The organism is Galactobacter sp. (assembly GCF_022712295.1).
Taxonomy (GTDB): domain Bacteria; phylum Actinomycetota; class Actinomycetes; order Actinomycetales; family Micrococcaceae; genus Galactobacter.
Genome location: NZ_JALAGT010000120.1, coordinates 1 through 16,396 on the forward strand (window position 1 = coordinate 1; position 16,396 = coordinate 16,396).

The following is a 16,396-nucleotide window of genomic DNA, read 5'->3' on the forward strand; positions in this document are numbered from 1 at the left end:
CCCTTCATCCGCAGGCGCGGAAAGCAGCTCGCAACCATAGGCCTGACCGCTGCGCTGGCCGTCTCACTGGCAGCATGTGGCGGCGGAGAGAAGAAGTCCGCCGCAGGCAACAACAACTCCGGCTCCGCCGGCGACTTCACCAAGGATGGCCTTTACGATCCGTCCAAACTCGTCGCCAAGACCGAGGCAGGCACCGAGACCGTTGACAAGGTCCGTTGGGGCCTGCGCACCGGCGAACCGGCCACTTTGGACCCCATCAAGACCGGCAACGATTCCGACTTCATCGTCGGAACCAACCTCTGCGAATCGCTTTACACCGTGGACGAGAAGTTCGGCGTCAAACCGAACCTGGCCACGGAGATCAAGTGGAGCGACGACACCACCCTGGATATCGCGCTGCGTGACGACGTGAAGTTCTGGGACGGCTCCGCCATGACTTCGAAGGACGTCGTGGCCTCGCTGGAACGCACCGCTGACCCAAGGCCGGCTCCCTGTACTCCGGAGGGTTCGCATTGGTGAAGGACATCAAGGCGGTTGACGATACCCACGTGAAGGTCACCTTCAATGTTCACGATTCCGACTTCATCAACGTCCTGGCCTCTTCACTCGGCCGAGTGACCTCCGCTGATTTCGTCGCCAAGGCCGGGCGGGATTTCGGTACACCCAAGGGCGGGGTCATGTGCACGGGTCCATACAAACTGAAGAAGTGGACCGCGGGCCAATCCGTCGCCGTCGAGGCCAACAAGGACTACTGGGACGGCGCTCCCAAGGTCGGTGAGATCGACTTCATCCCGGTCCAGGACGACGCGGCCATGACCTCCGCACTGTCCTCCGGTGACCTGGATGGTGCGTTCGACATCCCTGAGGCGTCCACCCAGCAGCTGGCCAACTCCGGTAAGGGCACCGTAGTGATCGGCCCGTCCAACTCCAGCATCGGATTCGGCGGTGTGGGCGGCGCGGACGACCCTGAGAAGGCCACCATGATCCGACAGGCCATCAGCCTGGCCGTGGATCGCGAGTCCGCCGTGAAGAACCTCCTCAAGGGCTACGGCGCCCCGGCAACGACCTTCACCACCCCCTTCCAGTTCGAGGGGCTGGAACAGGCCGCCATCTTCGAGAAGGGCTACGAAGAACTCCCCGAGCCCACAGTGGACCTCGACAAGGCCAAGAAACTGGTCGAAGAGGCGGGCGCCAAGGGCAAGACCCTCAAGGTCGTGGTCCCGTCAGGCAATCAGATGCTGATGAACATCGCCACCGTGGTGAAGGACGCCGCAGCCAAGATCGACCTGGATCTGAAGATCGAGCAGCGTCAGCCGGCCGAGTACGCGGCCATCTTCTACGATCCTTCCGCCCGCGAAGGCGTGGATTTCCTCGCTGCCGTCGGCTACCAGGGCGACCCGGGCGTGAACACGTACGCCATGCTGCGGGCACTTCCTCCGAAGGAGGGTGGCGTCTTCAACTGGGTGGGCTATGACGACCCCAAGGTCACGGGCTTGCTCCAGGCTGCTCGCGCTTCGACCGATTCCAAGGACTCGGCAGAGAAGTTCGTGGAGGCCCAAGCGATCTTCTCCCAGGCACAGCTGCAGGTGACCTTCGGCAACCAGTACACCCGCACCTACCTGCGTGACGGCCTCTCCGGCATCACCACCTCCATCGCCTACATCAGCACGCCGTGGGCCAAGGATCTGGGCGGGACCAAGTAGGAGTTCAACAGCCCTCACTCAAGACCTAGGCAGGGGCCTCGAGACTCACCTTCTGGTGATGTCCCGAGGCCCCTGCCTCATGCCCGCGCCACCCACCCCGGCATCGCTTTCCTCATGTGAACTGACTACTCGGCAACTCGAGGCAAACTCTGATGCCGTAATTAAACTACGGACTATCACCGATACATGGAATTCATAGCATCTATCAACGCGGTTGCGGATTTCCTGGCCCGGACTTGTCTTCACATCGGCTTTGATTATTTTCGACTCTGCGCGACCCAGGCGATAAAGTAGGCACTTGCACGATCTTCAACCGAGTACCGCCCCTGGCGTCGAACCGGCCGGCACCCCGCCCTCAGAATCACGTGCCGAAATTGAACCCGTACTAGCACTGTCGGACACATGGTCCGAACCGGAAGGGGTCCTCTTTGCCGACCCAGACTCAGCAACCGTCCAAGGATTTCGCACGTGCGTTCCCGACGCGACACACCGAACTTAGCCGGATCGCACATCTGCTCAATACCGGCCGTTCGGTCATGGTGGTCTGTCTGGCCGGAGATGGTCCGGCGGGCCTTGCGAACGAACTCGGCCGGCAGGTGGTGGCCGCCGGGGAACCTCCCGCGGATGTGCTTCGTTGTTCCGCGCACACGAAGACGGCAACCCTTGAGTCGTTCCTGAGTCAGGTTCCGTCCACCCACCCAAGGATCTTGGTGGCTCCCGGACTCTTGCCGGACGCAGCAGTGGAAGTCTTGGACGAGGCGCTTCAGCCTGGGCAGGCTCCCGTGGCCTTCTTCGTGGACGGTGACCGACTTCGTTCGGTCACCGACGGCGACACCGTCGGTGGGCAGTTATCGGCCGCATGGCAGAACGGTGATATTGATCGGATCGATCTGGCCCCCTTGACCGACCATGAGGTCGAGGCCGTGATTGTGGATCGCCTGGGCCCGGGCGTGCTGGATGATCTGCAGGTGCGCACACTCGTGGCGCTGGCAGACGGGCAGCGGTTATTGGCACAGGACCTGGTGGACGATGCAACGGCCTACCCTGAGCGGGTACCACGCCGGTACCCCCGTCCCGGTGTGGACGCCGCGACGTTCGGTTCGTTCGCCCTGAGCCGGATGGCCGCCCGCATCAACCGGATGGACCCTTCCCTTGCGCAGACTGCGGCCCAGCTGGCACAGCTCAGTCCGCTCCCGATGCCCACTGCTTCGCGTCTGTTCGGAGAATCAGCACTCTCCCAACTGGTCGGCAACCGGCTTGCCACAGAATCCGTGGCCTCGGGTCAGCGGACGTTGACGGTTTCTCCTCTGTATTCGGCCGCCATGGGTGGACACGGCTCGTCGGTGTTCGACGACATCGAGTTCAGCTCAAGGCTCATCGCGCTGTGGCGATCCGGTTATCCCGTGAACGAGGCCATTCTGCTGGGCCTCTCGCATTCCCTGATGCGCGCGTCTGCTCCTGTCTCGGCCGAACAGGCAGGCCTCGTCCTGGCGGCGGCAGCAGCCGCCAACCGCCTCGGCGATGGAATGGAGGCCAAGGCGCTGTTGGCCACGGCGCAGCGTTGTCCCGATCTGTCTCAGGAGCAGCAGAACCAGGTAACGCTGGAACGGCTCAAGGCCCATCTGAATCTGGGAGAGCATCCAGCGGCGCTGACTGCGGCCGAATCGCTGTTGGCACATGCTGCGGATCCGGTGGACTTCGAATGGCTTTACTACGCTGCCGTTGCGACCGCATGGGCCCCAGAGACCCCTGACTGGTGGACCGACCTGCTCGGTTCACCGGTCATGGCAGCTTGGCCCGGCGCCGCCACGGCCCTGACGTGTTTCATCGGCGAGTCCACGGGCACCGCTGACCCCACTTGTGACATGGATGGCGTGGGCCACGATCCCACCAACCCGGTCGAGGTGCGCCTTCTTGCGCTGTCCTTCTCCTGCGCTGCGCATGTGAACCTGAACAACGGCGCCGCCCTGGAGCAATCTGTGGTCACCGGGATGAGGTTGGCGGACGAGGTCATGACCCGCCCGCAGTCGGAGCGCCCCGATATTCTGCTCAGCCTTGCTGCTCTCTTCCAGCTCTCGGCGTCCACCTCCGCAACCTTCGCTGGCGTGCAGGTGGACCGAACTCGCGTCGGCATCATGAACACCATCGGTCACGCCACGGCGCTGACGTCCAGGAGCGGATGGAACGATGCCATGTGTTCTGGCTGGATGGCTGCGGCCTTCCGAGCCGTCGAGGGCAACGAAGCCGCGGCACGACTGGATTTCAAGTACGCCGATGCCATGGTTCGGCCGGCCTTCTTCCCCTTGATGTGGTGCATGCACGCCGGGTTCAGTGCCATCCTGCTGACCACATTGGGTCAGCGCCGCGAGCTGACCCCGTACTTTGCCCAACGTGCCCGCCAGGTGCTGCGTCCGCGAGCCAAGGCTGCGTTGGGCCTGCTCGCGACGGCAGAGGAGGGGGATCTGCCCGACTTCGTCGCACCCGACGCGCCCGCCTGGGCGCCCCGGATGGCCCTCACGGCGCTGTGGTCAGCCAAGCGCATGACGGCGGCAGAGATCGTGGGCGTCCTTGACACGATCCCGACCTCCACGCTTCCTGCGGGACTGGCCCAGGAACGTCACCTGCGAGCAGCTGCGTCCGGTGATCCCGATGCGTTGATGGATGCCGGCCGTGATCTGACCATGACGGGACAGACGGCTGCGGCACGGATGGCGTACACCCGTGCGCGGACCATATATCTGGGTCGTCGGGCGGCGGCCAAGTCTTCCGCGGCCGGGCAGGCGTTGGCCACACTGGACAGTTCCGGGGCGGTGACGCCGATTCCGGCTCCTCGCACCGACACCGCTTCAGGGAGCCGCGCCGCTAAGCTCTCCGAGCGTGAATTGGAGGTGGCTCACCTCATCGAGGAGGGCCTCACCAACGTCCAGATCGCTCAGCGCCTGGTCCTGTCCGTACGCACGGTCGAGTCCCACGTACTGCAGGCGCGGGCCAAGTTGAACGTCGCCAAACGCCGCGACATCCCCGGGGCGCTGCTGGAAGTGCACGACGCCGACTGAGCCGCCCCGCCCGTCGGGCACGCCGACACCCACCTCATCGACTCGGTTCCTGCTCGCGAGCCGGCCGGTCAGTTCCAGAAGCCCTCGTGAGCCACGGCCGCCTCGTCTTCCATGAGCGGACCCACAACGGTGATGTGGCGGCTCCCGTCCGCGAAGACCAGGCGGCAGGGATGCGACAACGTGGGGTTGTCCGGGTGGTCGCCGGTCCGATCTTTCAGACCCGCCTCGGACAACCCGTAGACAACCCTGGAGATCCCAGACCAATAGATGGCGCCGGAGCACATGGCGCATGGTTCGCAGGAGGTCACCAGCGTGAGGTTGGCGAGTTCGCTGCGACGGATGCTGCGAGAGGCCCTGCTGACCAAATTGGTCTCGGCATGACCGGTGACGTCGTGGTCCGTGTTCACCGTGTTCTCGGCTTCCAAGACGATGGTGCCATCCGGAGCTACCAGGACCGCTCCGAACGGGTGATTGCCGTGAGCGCGGGACTCCACCGACACCTGGATGGCGCGGCGTAGCGCGGCCTCGAGAATTTGTTGCTCCATGCCATGCTCCCCCTTGATCGGTCAGTGATCCGATTGACCTTAGCCACCTCGGGCCAGGTTGCCCAACCTGGGCATGGTCACGGCGTCTGCGTTTGTGTACCGTCTGAGGCCTCTACACAAGGAGCACATCATGATCTTCGTGAATTTCCCGACCGCCGATCTGGAACGCAGCAAGGCGTTCTACACGGCACTTGGATGCGATATCAACCCACTGTTCACCGATGAGAATGCCGCCTGCGTGGTCTGGGACGAGTCCACGTTCTTCATGATCCTCACTCATGAGCATTTCGCGCAGTTCACGGACAAACCCATTGCCGATGCGCACTCGAGCATCCAGGTCATCGTCGCACTGGCCCGGGATTCGCGGGAACATGTGGACCAAACCGTCACGGCTGCCCTGGCTGCAGGCGGACGCGAATCCAACCCGCCACAGGACTACGGCTTCATGTACCAGCGCAGCGTGGAGGATCCAGACGGCCACAATCTGGAGTTCTCCTACATGGAGCCCCAGGCGGCCGAGCAAGGCCCCGAGGCCTATGTGGAGGAGAACGGCGAAGGCCCGGATCCGGTCCCTGAACCCTGAGCGGTAGCGGGGCCGATCGGCGTCTTCAGCGGTTCAGTCGCAGGATCGGCAGTACAGAAGCCACGAGTAGAAGCAACCACAACCACGTGGTGTTAGCCGTCCCCACGAGCCCGCTCAGGGCACCCGTCAGTAAGGCTGCGACCGGCATGCTGCCCAACACCAAAGTGCGCTGCGCCCCGAGGACTACTCCGAGTTTCCTGGACGGAGTCAAAGCAGGCACCAGGTCCGCCCCGAGCACAACGGCCAGAGACGTGAAGAATCCGGCGAGCGCCGAATTGATCGTCAACCAGACCGCGGCATTGCCGGGTAACCAGTCCACGACGACTCCACAGCACATCACCAGTGCTGCGCCCACGGCCATGGCGAGCGCGGCGAGCAACCGTGCCGCCCTCAGCCCGAGGCACTCCCCCAGACGGTGAGAGAGAGCCGCTCCGGCAATACCCGCTAATGCCCCTCCGATACCGACCAGGGCGTACACAGAGGGCTCCAGATCCAGCACCGTCAACGCAATGACCGGGACAAGCGTGTTTGCACACATCACGGCAGCATTGACGAGCATGTTCGCTGCGGTGATCCGCCGCAGCGTCGGTTCGCGGAGCAGGTGGCCCGTACCGGATCTCATCCGGTGCCAGAGCGATGGCCGCAGGCCATCCGAGCGGGTTTCGGCCGCGCTCTCAGGCACTTTGATCCCGCGTTGGATCAGGACGGAAGCGAGATATGCCATGCCCACCAGCAACCAAACTGCCGGTGGAGCCACCACGGCCAACGCCAACGGCAGGCACAGCGTCCCGATCACCGATCCCGTCCGAGTCCAGGTCTGCACCAGGCCGTACAGGCGCCGCACGTCGACCTGCGGGACCAGGGCAGGGATCAGGACGCCCTGCCCCGTGGTGAAGGCGACGTCTGCGACTCCGACGCCGAGGGCGACTCCCACCAGGAGAACGACGCCGACGGCACTGTGAAGGACACCTGCCCACCAGGCGAGCAGCGCGGACAGGGCCAGAGCTGCCCGAACCAGCGTCCCAACCGTCATGAATCCTGCGGGGCGACCGACCCTGTCCACCCACAGTCCCAGCGGAACTCCGAGCAAAAGGAAGGCCACCATGCCTGCCGAGTTCAACACCCCCACCAGTCCTGCCCCTGCGCCGACCACGTCAACGGCCACGATGGCGAGCAGCGTCCTGCCCATGGAATCGCCAATGCTCTCGGCGACCGAGCATGCGCCGAGCCATGGTCGCGGGTTGGCCTGCAGTAAGGTCATGCCTGACATCATGTCAAGGACTACCTGACATAGCAATGGAACTGCTGGATAATGGACCCGTGACCAGCGACCTCATGTGCAGCTATTGCCTTCGCCCACGTTCCGAGACGGGCCCCCTGGTTGCCAGCCCGCTCGCCACGATCTGTCTCCCGTGCGCCGAGAATGCGCTGAAGCTTTTCGAACGTCAGGCTGCGGAGCGCCCGCAGGCCGCGCCCGAAGACATGGAGGGCACGCCGACCGCATGGTCTCGGCTCACAGATCAGGAGCTCATTGGCCGACTCCCCGAGGTGGCGGCAGCAGGCGCACAGGTGGAGCAGCACCTTCGGTCATGGGTCACGGCCGCTCGGGACCGCGGAATCAGCTGGGCACGGATCGGTGAGGCGCTGGGGATGACCCGGCAGTCGGCGTGGGAGCGCTTCCGAAGCTCATAGCGCAACCGTTCTCGTTCTACCGAAACATGCAACCCGCCCCGGGGCTCCCCGCGGACGCGTACTGAGGCTCCATGAGATGGAGCCCCGGCAGAAAGATTCGTAGAGCCGGTTCATCACCACGGAGCTGGAGAAATCCCGGCTCCACGGTGAGCACCCGGCTCCAAGCAGTCGCGAAGCACGGGACGAGCCAGGAAACGACAAAGGTCCCGGCCAGACCTTGTCTGACCGGGACCTTCAACTGGTGGACCTAGCGGGAGGCTTGTCGAAACTTACCCCGTCGCTGGTTCGCATGGGCTCGATGCATTGGTCGATCCGCGGCCGTCGACCCCAGCCTCGTCCCCTCGAGCCGCGCGCCCGGAAGCTCCCTCGCGTGAGTGAGGAGATGCTGGTTCGAGCAGAGGCACGCTATGCGGCGGGTGCCACGTTACGAGAGATTGCGAAGGAACTCGGACTTGGACGGGAGCGACTGGCATCGCTGCTGCGAACGCGGGGGGTGCGCTTGCGGCGTGCAACGCCGTCGGACAAGGAAGTCCGGGAGATGGTCCGCAGGTACGAGTCGGGTGAATCACTCGATCGCGTAGGGTCATGTCTCGGGTTCTCGGCTGGGACTGTGCGGAATCACCTTCTGCGTGCCGGGACGGTGCTGCGCGATACGCATGGACGCTAGTCAACAGTCGTGTCCTGAGGCCGAAGTCGTGCGAGTGCCGGGAAGCGGCGTAGCAGGGCTTCGGCCTCGGATTGGACGTGTCCACGGGCTCGGGTGGCACGAAATACCAGGGGGGCGATCTGGTCGCGGCGCCAGTGCCCGTAGCGCTGTGGACGTCTGATGGCTCGGTCCCACTTCGACACGGCGCCTTCGGGGAGTTCTGCGATGAGCGAGTCGACCAGGGCGGGGTCAAGACGATCACAGACCTCGACCCATGCGCCGAGGTTGTCGAAAGGGCTAGACGTGTTGTTACTCAAGCCCTCGATCATGCCGCCTCGGTTGGCAACCGCTACCTCCAGTGCGACGTCGGCGTCGTGCTCGGCGAGGCGCACTACAACAGCGGCGGCCCAGCCCCAATGGTGGTGATCGAGTCCAAGATCGAGGGGTAAGCCTCGCCGAAGCGCCCGAGCTGCCACGTCCGGCGCCATGAACGCTATGAATGAATCGAGTTCGATGAGTGATGGTTCGAGTCGGTCAAGGATCTTCAGCACTTCATTTGGCTTCTGCTCAGATAGTTGCAAACAAAGGTAGAGACCCGTCCGGGTTGGTCGACCTTCTGGGATTGCCAGCGACTCTTCGAGTCTGGAGAAGTCGAGACGGTTCGCGACCGCGGTGAACGTGGCGGAGTCAGCCTTCTCCAGCAGTCCGATGAAGACATCGAAGTTCAATTGTCCCCACTGATCCTGCGGACCAGAAAGGGTCCGGGCGACTCGGTCGATATCAAGTTCGCGGACGAGGGCGCGGGCAGCCGGCCGACAGACCGCCGGCAGGTTGGCTCGGTCGCCGAAGGCGATGGCGGCGTACCCGAGCGTGTGGAGCGTCAGACTGAACAAGTCGTTCCACCGTCGGACTGGGTCGACCATGAGCAGCGATGCGATCTTTCGTGCGGCGTGCTCGACCAAGCGTAGGGATAGCTCGTGGTCGGCGGCCGCGAGGTTCTCGAGGAGCATTGAGATCTGGTGTAGCTCCGGCGAGCCATCGTCGAGCATCTTCTTATAGGCTGCCTCGTCGAGATGGGGCTTGATCGATTCCCGGAGAGGTTCGCCGCCGATGTTGCACAGGCGGTCCAACGCATGCGAGCTTGAATAGATGTGCGGCCAGCCACCGTCAAGGATGAGGCTCGCGAGCCGTGGACCGTCGGCGAACCTGGCGACTTGTGCGGCGAGCTCTGAGTCAGGCTGGTGCAAGCTATTTGCAAGGTCTCCGAGCGCCCAACCGTTCTCGGGCGCAATCGCCTCGTACCACTCTTTGATTCGGGCACGGTGTGCGCGAATGGTGTCGATCACGGCCCCGTCCGAGTAGCTCATGACCTCGGACAGCAGCTGTGCTGCTTCCGTGATGTCGAGGTCTGCAGGGACTGCGAGCGCACGCCGAGCAAGTTCGTCGTAAAGCGCATCCGAGAGCACACCTTCGTGCCGGAGTATCCATCGAGCGTCGGTATCCAGGTTGCGGCCGACCAGCCACGCGCACCCTCGTAGGGGCGTTGAGGATGAGGTGAGCACGGCACTGATGAGGGCGCCGACCGTCTGCCGGTCTGCTTCGATCTCTGACCGAGGAAGCTGCGGCGAAGGTGACGGCGTCGCATCTGCAACCTCAGCAGCTGCATGCGCCGTCGTCTGAGGTGGCGATGCCGCGGATGTGATCGGGGGAACTTCAGGTCGCTGGTGGGGCCGGAAGACATGTCGGGGTGGGTGAAGGCTCCAGGTGATGACGTTCAGCGCTGCCTGTAGGTGAGTGCAGCGTATGCGACCGTCAGCCTCGGAGATTAGGCGCCGGGATCGCAGTTCTTCGAGTGCTCTTAGGAGCCATTGCTGGTCTCGTTGGAGGACGGGAAGGAGAACGTCCAATTCACTTTGGTCGACTCCGGAGTCGACTCCGCCGACTTGGGCAACGGCGATTGCGGCCAGCGCCAGGTCGGCCCGGTCTTGGTCACGAAGTTCGAGTGCTTGACGACGGACCCTTCGCCATCCGCCGGTGAGGATGTATGCGAACTCCCAGGTGGTGCCTTGGCGTTCGGCGATGTCGATGCGCTGTTCGAAGTGGAAGTCACGAGGGTGGGTGCCTACGTGATCATCGAGAGCACGGATGTGAGGAAAGAGGATCGAGCGCTGTTCCCGTACGAAGTGCGCAAGTCGGGTGACCGCGCTGCGGGCGCTGAGGTGGACTGTGCGAACGCCGCCTGCGACGTGATCGATGCCCACGATGAGCACGAGCCTGTCGGGAGTGGCGGCCTCTGCGAGTTCACGCACCGCGTCGGTGGTGAGGTCCTGAGCGTCATCAATAAACAGGACCTTGCGGTGCGGGAAGGCGGCCAGGTCGGTGAGCCATGAGCGCACACCGTTCTGGCGTGCATTGTCACGCAAACGTAGGATTTCGTATCCGTCATTCATCAAGATTCGGAGTGCTTGATAGGCGCAGATCGACTTGCCCGACCCCGTGGGGCCATTCAAGACGACCGCGCGATCGTGTTGAAGTGAGCGCGTAACCGTTTGCACCTCGTCAAGCTCTGGGCAGGAGTCCACATCTTGAGGGCCAAGGCGCTGACCAGCGAGCCAAGATTCGACGCCTCGAGTGCCCGCGTAGTTCACGGTGTGCCACGCTGAGCGTTCTTCTCGGAGGGCGTACCTTTCGGCTAGCAACGGCAGGGCGACCTCGGCCGGCGCCTTCAGGTCATCGGTTCCCGCTGCGTGTGGCCCAACGCGAATTGTTCGCCAGGACTGATCAAGTGGGCGCACCAGCTCGTCTACGACAACCTGATCGCTTTCGGAGTAGCCGACAACAAAAAGAGTGCGGGCGTGTGTTGCGAGAAACTGGGTGATCGTTGCTAGCACGTCAGGCGAAACCACTCCGGGCTCATGCGGGAGTGTCCAGGGGGCGTCTGGCTGCGCGGCGTCTCCGTGCGGTTTGAAGAGCACGCCTGCGGGCAGTGGAGTTCCGTAGAGCCTCTGATAGGCGCGTTCAAGCGCGGTGTCCCAGTTGAGCGAGATGACGCATTCGATGACGCCTGCATGAATGAGGCGAGCGAGGGCTTCGTGAGCCGCCGAGGGTTGCGCGCTGCGTTGCCCATCGAGTTCAGCGAACTGGCCCTGGAATCTTGCGCGCGCGACTGAGCTGCTTGCGACAGCGGCCCACGCTTGTTGAACATCTGCCCAGGCGTCCCCAACCAGAGTCTTTGCCTCGACGTCGTCGCGACCCAACGCGATCGCCAAGTCGGATCGCGCCGCTGTGTCGCAGTCCAGAGCGTTCCACAGGAGGGACGTGAGGCCCCGGGTGGCGGGAAATCGACTACTGATCGACAACCCGGCCCCCACCACGGCGACTCCGCCCAGAGTTAGCGCCGTGTCGGTGCTGGCGATGCGTGTCGTCAGGTCAGATGAAGCGGCTTCCGCCATACTCAGACTCCTTCACCGTCACCTGAGAGGGCCGCGTCCAGGCGTGGAGGTGTCGCCGCCATCGTCTGCCTCGCTCTCTGGCGATGGCTCGGCTGCGCGAACTCGCCTGATGTCAGAGATTCATGTCACCCATCAGTATCTCGAAGGAGGAGTCTGTAACGCTGGAGGACACGGCCGCTCGGCTAGCCACGCTCGACGTCACCAGCTCTTGCACCAGACCCCTCTCTACCGCCCCGTCGATAGCAGCACACCTGCCTGCCGGCCCGGTGTGCTGCCGCTCACTCGGGTCTGATCGGGACGAGGATGCGGTCACGGGCGACGACGACCCCGTCCTTGATGATGTAGCTCTCGACGTGGTGGTCGCCTCGGAAGCTCGTCACTTCGTGGTGCCCCTGGCCGCGATTCGGCGGTGTGATCTGTCCGCGAATGTTGTCACGGCGTTCGGCCTCGGCTCCTCGGTTCAGCACTTTCCACTTCACGACGTATGGCTCTGGTACGTCGCACGCTTCAATAGAGAAGTCGAGACTCTTACGAGTTCGAAGTGGTGCCCGATCGAGGAGCATCTTGCGTAGCCAGCTTGGCCGGAACCCGTCCTGGGTCACCTTGCAGTCGATGCGGAGCTCGTAGCGAATGTCGACTGGGTGCTTGTCCTCGATGAACTCCTCTGTGTTGCGGTAGAAGTGGGCCTCTTGGGATGCCTCGACTGTGGTTGCGCTGGGGACTGGCTTCCCGAAGACGGCTTTCCACTGCTTGCTCATCGTGGACTTGCCTTCTGCTTCGATCGCTTCGAGGCAGAGGTTGTAAGCCTTCTTCGCCCTTCGCTGGAATCGCTTCTTGACCTTGACTCGTTGGCCGCTGCCCAGAGCGGCGTAGTGCTCGTGATCTTCTTCTTCGGAGAGAAACTTGAAGAAGTCACGGACCATGTAGTCGTAGGTCACGGTTGTCACGTCGTCGTAGTCGTTCGTGCTTTGGAAGAAGTTGTAGGCGAGTGTGTCGATGAGCAACCCGCCCGATACGATGCCGTGTTCGTTCTTCCACGCACGACCCAGCTTGCAGAGGTTCCGCAGATTGCCGCGTGTGAGGCCGTCATAGGTGCGGATGGCGTCGATCTCGTCGCGGGGCTTGGTGACCTTCCACGCCTTTGCGTAGGTGTCTGGGTAGGAGAACGATTTGTCGTCGTTCTCGAAGGCGGGCTGGACCTCGAACTTGAAGTTCTGAAACTGCACCACGACCACACACTGGTCGACTCTGACGTCCGTACTGGGGTACCGGGCCAGGACCGCCTTCCGGGTCCGCGACAGGATGTTCTGCGGTCCGGACTCTCCCTTGTAACTGTCTCGGATTGAGGCGGGCAGGATGTAGAGCATGTCGAGGTCGGAGATTCCGCGAATTGCGGTTCCTCGCCCGTAGGAGCCGATCATCAGCTGGTTATTGGTCGACCCGTCAAGCGACCGGAACTCCTTGTTCAGGGACTTCGCGATCTCATCGCGCCGACCAGCGATGGCAGTCCTGTTGTCGACCTTCAGGTTCTCCAGAAGTCCGTCGAAGAGTTCACTGACCTCCATCGCGACCACGCTCCTCCGTGACACGAAGCTGCGCGGGCAGCAGGAGGTCGATCTCGCGCTCGGAGAATGTCAGGTCTTCGTTCCTCTGTAACGCTTCCTGGGCGAGTGCGTACGCCTTCGGGGTCGTCCTGGGCGCATCGCTGTAGATTTCGAGCGCTGCTTGTTGGAGGCTGTCGCGCTTGGCTCGACTTTGATTGACCGTGGTCGCTCCCGATTGCAGATCGACAATCAGTGACTGATAGGACTCTCTTAGGTCCCAGACCTTCGCCGCGACATCGCGGTGCTTCTGCGTCTCCTCGCCGTACTTGAACGCCTTCGTGCCGAGGTTGATCGCAGAAACGAGCAGTGCGATGAACGAGGTGCCGAGGGCAGCCCACGACTCATCCAAGAACAGGCCCAGCAGCGATGCGAGGAACGTTCCCGAACTGACGACGGTCAGCCCAATCAAGAGGCGCTGCTGCCGGCGATGACTCTGAAAGCAAAGGTCTGCTTGCTTCTCGTGCGTCTTGTGAGTGTAGGCGGCACGACCGTAGGCCTCCCGCACCTGCGCGAGGAGTAGTGACTCACCGTCCTGCGGTGGCTGCTCGGCGTCGCTCATCTCGGGCTCCCTTCGCCGACGGTCGGGGCGCTCGTCGGATCGTTCCGGAGTCCCGATAGATGATGTGGAGGGCTTCCGCATCACGGATGCGACACGTTCACCACTCAGTCCCGATGGTATCCGGCGGCACCGACACAGCTTCCGTTCGCGAGCGCCCTTCCCTCCACCGTCGGTCAGAGGTATCTTGGTCGTGGCGGCCTCTGCTCGCGTGACCCACCGCCGGACGTGGTGGGGTGACCAGTCGGCCTCGGTCGGAGCGGTCCTTCTTGATTCCTTGTCGCCGGAGACGAGGAGAGGACTGTGCTCATGTTCCGCCTGATCTGGATCGGCAGCGTCTACACCCGCTACTTCCTGCGCCGCTACATGCCCACCAACATCCTGCTGGACCTGATCCGCACGCGCCGTGGCCTGAAGTGGGGCGGGCCGGCGATGCTGCTGGCCCTCCCGTACCTGTACGTGGCGAGCTTCTTGACGGTGCTGATCGAGGACGGCGCACCGGGCTGGCTGCACGTGCTGGTGGTGTTGTGCATCTGGAACGCGATGAAGTTCGCGATCATGGGGCCGGTCAGTGTCGTCCTGCTTCTGCGGGTTCGCGCCGCCGAGTGGCGCGAGCGTCGTATGTCTCGTCGCTCTGTGCCGGCGGCCGCCTGATCGTGGCCTGTTGCGTGAGTGCTGTGGTGCACCTTCTCGGCGTCATCTGACCGAGAAGGAGGCCATGTCATGGCCGGTATCGCTGATCTGGCAACTGATGAGCGTCGCGCGCGGGTGCTGTTGTCGATTCTGTCCGCACCTGACGACGCCATCACCGGGCGCATCCTTGCCCGAGCAGGTGGCGTCGAGACGATCCGCCTGCTCGAAGACGACGGTGCGGTGCCGGGGCGGAATCGCGTGGACGCGCAGGTCTGGCGCGATCGCCTCGCGTTGCCGCGCCGACTGGAAGATGTGGCCGACCGGATGCGCGGCATCGAACAGTCCGGGATCACGACGGTGATTCCGGGCGATGCGCACTGGCCGCAAGCGCTGAACGATATGGGCGAACGGGTCCCGTATGTGCTGTGGGCACGCGGCGCGACGTCGTTCCTAGCCCGGCCAGCCGCGGATCTGGTGACGATCACGGGTGCTCGGGCGGCGACGGCGTATGGCGAGTATGTCGCCGGCGAGATTGCTGGCGACCTCTCGCGCGGTGAGCGGGTCGTAGTGGCCGGCGGAGCATACGGGATCGAAGGAGCGGCGCACCGGGCAGCGCTGGCCTCCGGTGGGGACACCATCGCGGTGCTAGCCAACGGGGTCGACCGCCCTTACCCGACCGGTCACCGCGAACTACTTGATCGAGTGGCGGATGTCGGTCTTCTGGTCAGTGAGGTGCCGCCAGGGTCGGCGCCGACGCGGCAGCGGTTCCTGGCGCGCGGGCGGCTGATGGCCACACTGTCTGGGAGCACCGTGGTGGTCGAAGCGGGCGCACGTTCAGGCGCCCTGCATACGGCGGTCGAAGCGCAGCGTCTGGGCCGGAGCGTCGGTGCGGTTCCGGGACCGGTGACCTCGGTGACCAGCAGTGGCCCGCACATGCTGCTGCGTAACGGCACCGCCCAGCTCGTCACCGACGGAAACGACGTCGAGGAGCTGATCAACCACGCGCCTGGCAACGGCGCTGATCGCGCAGCGCTGGGTCCAGCGTTCGCACGCCGCCCGGTGCCGTCAACAGATGCACCGACGCAGTCGATGTAGACCGCCGATTGCTGTCCTCTTCGTGCAAGGGCCTCGCATCCCCGTGATGCGAGGCCCTTTCCCTTTGTCCGCGCCGGGTCATAGTTCGAGCTCTCGGGCGAGGCGCTGCGCCGACCGCTGCTGGTCTCGGTGCTGGAGGCCGGTGAGTGCGCGAAGTGCGGCATCTGCGCGAGCACGATCGATCTTCTGCGCGGTCGCCTCCGGCACCGGGCCGAGCGGACTCGCGCCGGTGATCGCGAAGCGGTCGCGGTAGGCGGCGATGACCCGCGCGTGCTGACGCCACCGCTGCCGCCCGCGGGCATCTGTCGGCGGTGCGCCGAGCGCGTGTGTCCAGGACTCGCTATTTCGAAGTGCTGCGTCGAGGACGGCATCGGCACGGGCTTCGATCAGGTCGCCACGCTCGTCCAACGCCTCACGCATATCTGCGGCGACCGGGCCGTCGACTCGTGGGATCAAGCCAGCGATCAGACGTGCCGGTTTGCGGCTGCGGCCGGAACCGGCCGGGCGCGCGGTGGCGTGGGCGAGCCGGTGGTGGATGATCGAGGCGATGTCGTCGGCGTCCTCGAATCCACGGGCTTGGATGAGGCGGGGCAGGAGCTGGTCGACGTCGTGATGGTTGGCCTCGGCCCGTCGCAGCTCCGCGGTCAGTGCACCGAAGGCGTCGGAGTCGATGACGGTCTCGGCCTGCTCGCCGGTGAGCCCGCTGGCGCGGATGAGCTGAGCCCAGCGGTCGTGCTGGGCGGCTTGGGCGATGCTCTCGTATTCGGCGGCAAGCTGTGCGATCGATCCCCAGGCCTCCTGCTCGGCGGTGATGGTCTCGTGGGCGGAGAG

10 protein-coding genes and 2 pseudogenes are annotated in these 16,396 nt (G+C 64.1%); 6 read left to right on the plus strand and 6 right to left on the minus strand.

The genetic code is table 11. The features are described 5' to 3' along the window. Nucleotides 1–318 precede the first annotated feature (318 nt). Nucleotides 319–1,703: pseudogene (locus tag Q0A15_RS09135) on the plus strand (ABC transporter substrate-binding protein). Between the two features lie 710 nt (nt 1,704–2,413). Further along, a complete protein-coding gene (locus Q0A15_RS09140) occupies nt 2,414–4,759 on the plus strand; it encodes a helix-turn-helix transcriptional regulator (protein WP_291279219.1) in 2,346 nt (781 codons plus the stop codon). Nucleotides 4,760–4,827: 68 nt separating this feature from the next. Here Q0A15_RS09140 and Q0A15_RS09145 read toward each other — a convergent pair whose 3' ends face one another. Further along, the gene (locus Q0A15_RS09145) at nt 4,828–5,304 is read right to left on the minus strand and encodes a nucleoside deaminase (RefSeq protein WP_291279220.1); all 477 of its coding nucleotides are present in this window, start codon (nt 5,302–5,304) and stop codon (nt 4,828–4,830) included. Between the two features lie 130 nt (nt 5,305–5,434). On the opposite strand from Q0A15_RS09145, the gene Q0A15_RS09150 reads away from it, so the two are divergent. Beyond that, nucleotides 5,435–5,887, plus strand: coding sequence for a VOC family protein (locus Q0A15_RS09150; protein ID WP_291279221.1), 453 nt, complete (start codon nt 5,435–5,437; stop codon nt 5,885–5,887). Between the two features lie 25 nt (nt 5,888–5,912). Here Q0A15_RS09150 and Q0A15_RS09155 read toward each other — a convergent pair whose 3' ends face one another. Further along, a complete protein-coding gene (locus tag Q0A15_RS09155; RefSeq protein ID WP_291279222.1) occupies nt 5,913–7,148 on the minus strand; it encodes an MFS transporter in 1,236 nt (411 codons plus the stop codon). A gap of 59 nt (nt 7,149–7,207) precedes the next feature. Here Q0A15_RS09155 and Q0A15_RS09160 point away from each other — a divergent pair, with 59 nt between their 5' ends. After that, on the plus strand, nt 7,208–7,579 hold the full coding sequence (locus Q0A15_RS09160) for a ClpX C4-type zinc finger protein (protein ID WP_291279223.1): 372 nt from the start codon (nt 7,208–7,210) through the stop codon (nt 7,577–7,579). Between the two features lie 663 nt (nt 7,580–8,242). Here the strand turns inward: Q0A15_RS09160 and Q0A15_RS09165 are convergent. The 3 genes from Q0A15_RS09165 to Q0A15_RS09175 all read right to left on the minus strand — a co-directional run bounded on the left by Q0A15_RS09165 (nt 8,243) and on the right by Q0A15_RS09175 (nt 13,840). Continuing rightward, nucleotides 8,243–11,677, minus strand: a complete 3,435-nt coding sequence (locus Q0A15_RS09165) for a hypothetical protein (RefSeq protein ID WP_291279224.1) — start codon at nt 11,675–11,677, stop codon at nt 8,243–8,245. 278 nt (nt 11,678–11,955) lie between these two features. Next, nucleotides 11,956–13,242, minus strand: a complete 1,287-nt coding sequence (locus tag Q0A15_RS09170; RefSeq protein WP_291279225.1) for a hypothetical protein — start codon at nt 13,240–13,242, stop codon at nt 11,956–11,958. Beyond that, nucleotides 13,229–13,840, minus strand: a complete 612-nt coding sequence (locus Q0A15_RS09175; RefSeq protein WP_291279226.1) for an SLATT domain-containing protein — start codon at nt 13,838–13,840, stop codon at nt 13,229–13,231. The genes Q0A15_RS09170 and Q0A15_RS09175 overlap by 14 nt, the downstream gene beginning before the upstream one ends. A gap of 306 nt (nt 13,841–14,146) precedes the next feature. On the opposite strand from Q0A15_RS09175, the gene Q0A15_RS09180 reads away from it, so the two are divergent. Both Q0A15_RS09180 and Q0A15_RS09185 read left to right on the plus strand, forming a co-directional pair. Next, a complete protein-coding gene (locus Q0A15_RS09180) occupies nt 14,147–14,491 on the plus strand; it encodes a sulfate permease (RefSeq protein ID WP_291279227.1) in 345 nt (114 codons plus the stop codon). A gap of 69 nt (nt 14,492–14,560) precedes the next feature. Further along, nucleotides 14,561–15,565 carry a DNA-processing protein DprA gene (locus Q0A15_RS09185; protein WP_291279228.1) on the plus strand — a complete coding sequence of 335 codons (1,005 nt, stop codon included), beginning with the start codon at nt 14,561–14,563 and terminating at the stop codon, nt 15,563–15,565. A gap of 78 nt (nt 15,566–15,643) precedes the next feature. Here the strand turns inward: Q0A15_RS09185 and Q0A15_RS09190 are convergent. Continuing rightward, nucleotides 15,644–16,396 (minus strand): annotated as a pseudogene (locus Q0A15_RS09190) (conjugal transfer protein); the annotation flags it as partial.

Bases quoted from the DNA above. Each gene is read 5' to 3' on its own strand.
- Q0A15_RS09165 (WP_291279224.1), bottom strand. From the start codon at position 11,677: ATGGCGGAAGCCGCTTCATCTGACCTGACGACACGCATCGCCAGCACC.
- Q0A15_RS09155 (WP_291279222.1), bottom strand. From the start codon at position 7,148: ATGACCTTACTGCAGGCCAACCCGCGACCATGGCTCGGCGCATGCTCG.
- Q0A15_RS09185 (WP_291279228.1), top strand. From the start codon at position 14,561: ATGGCCGGTATCGCTGATCTGGCAACTGATGAGCGTCGCGCGCGGGTG.
- Q0A15_RS09145 (WP_291279220.1), bottom strand. From the start codon at position 5,304: ATGGAGCAACAAATTCTCGAGGCCGCGCTACGCCGCGCCATCCAGGTG.
- Q0A15_RS09175 (WP_291279226.1), bottom strand. From the start codon at position 13,840: ATGAGCGACGCCGAGCAGCCACCGCAGGACGGTGAGTCACTACTCCTC.
- Q0A15_RS09150 (WP_291279221.1), top strand. From the start codon at position 5,435: ATGATCTTCGTGAATTTCCCGACCGCCGATCTGGAACGCAGCAAGGCG.
- Q0A15_RS09180 (WP_291279227.1), top strand. From the start codon at position 14,147: ATGTTCCGCCTGATCTGGATCGGCAGCGTCTACACCCGCTACTTCCTG.
- Q0A15_RS09170 (WP_291279225.1), bottom strand. From the start codon at position 13,242: ATGGAGGTCAGTGAACTCTTCGACGGACTTCTGGAGAACCTGAAGGTC.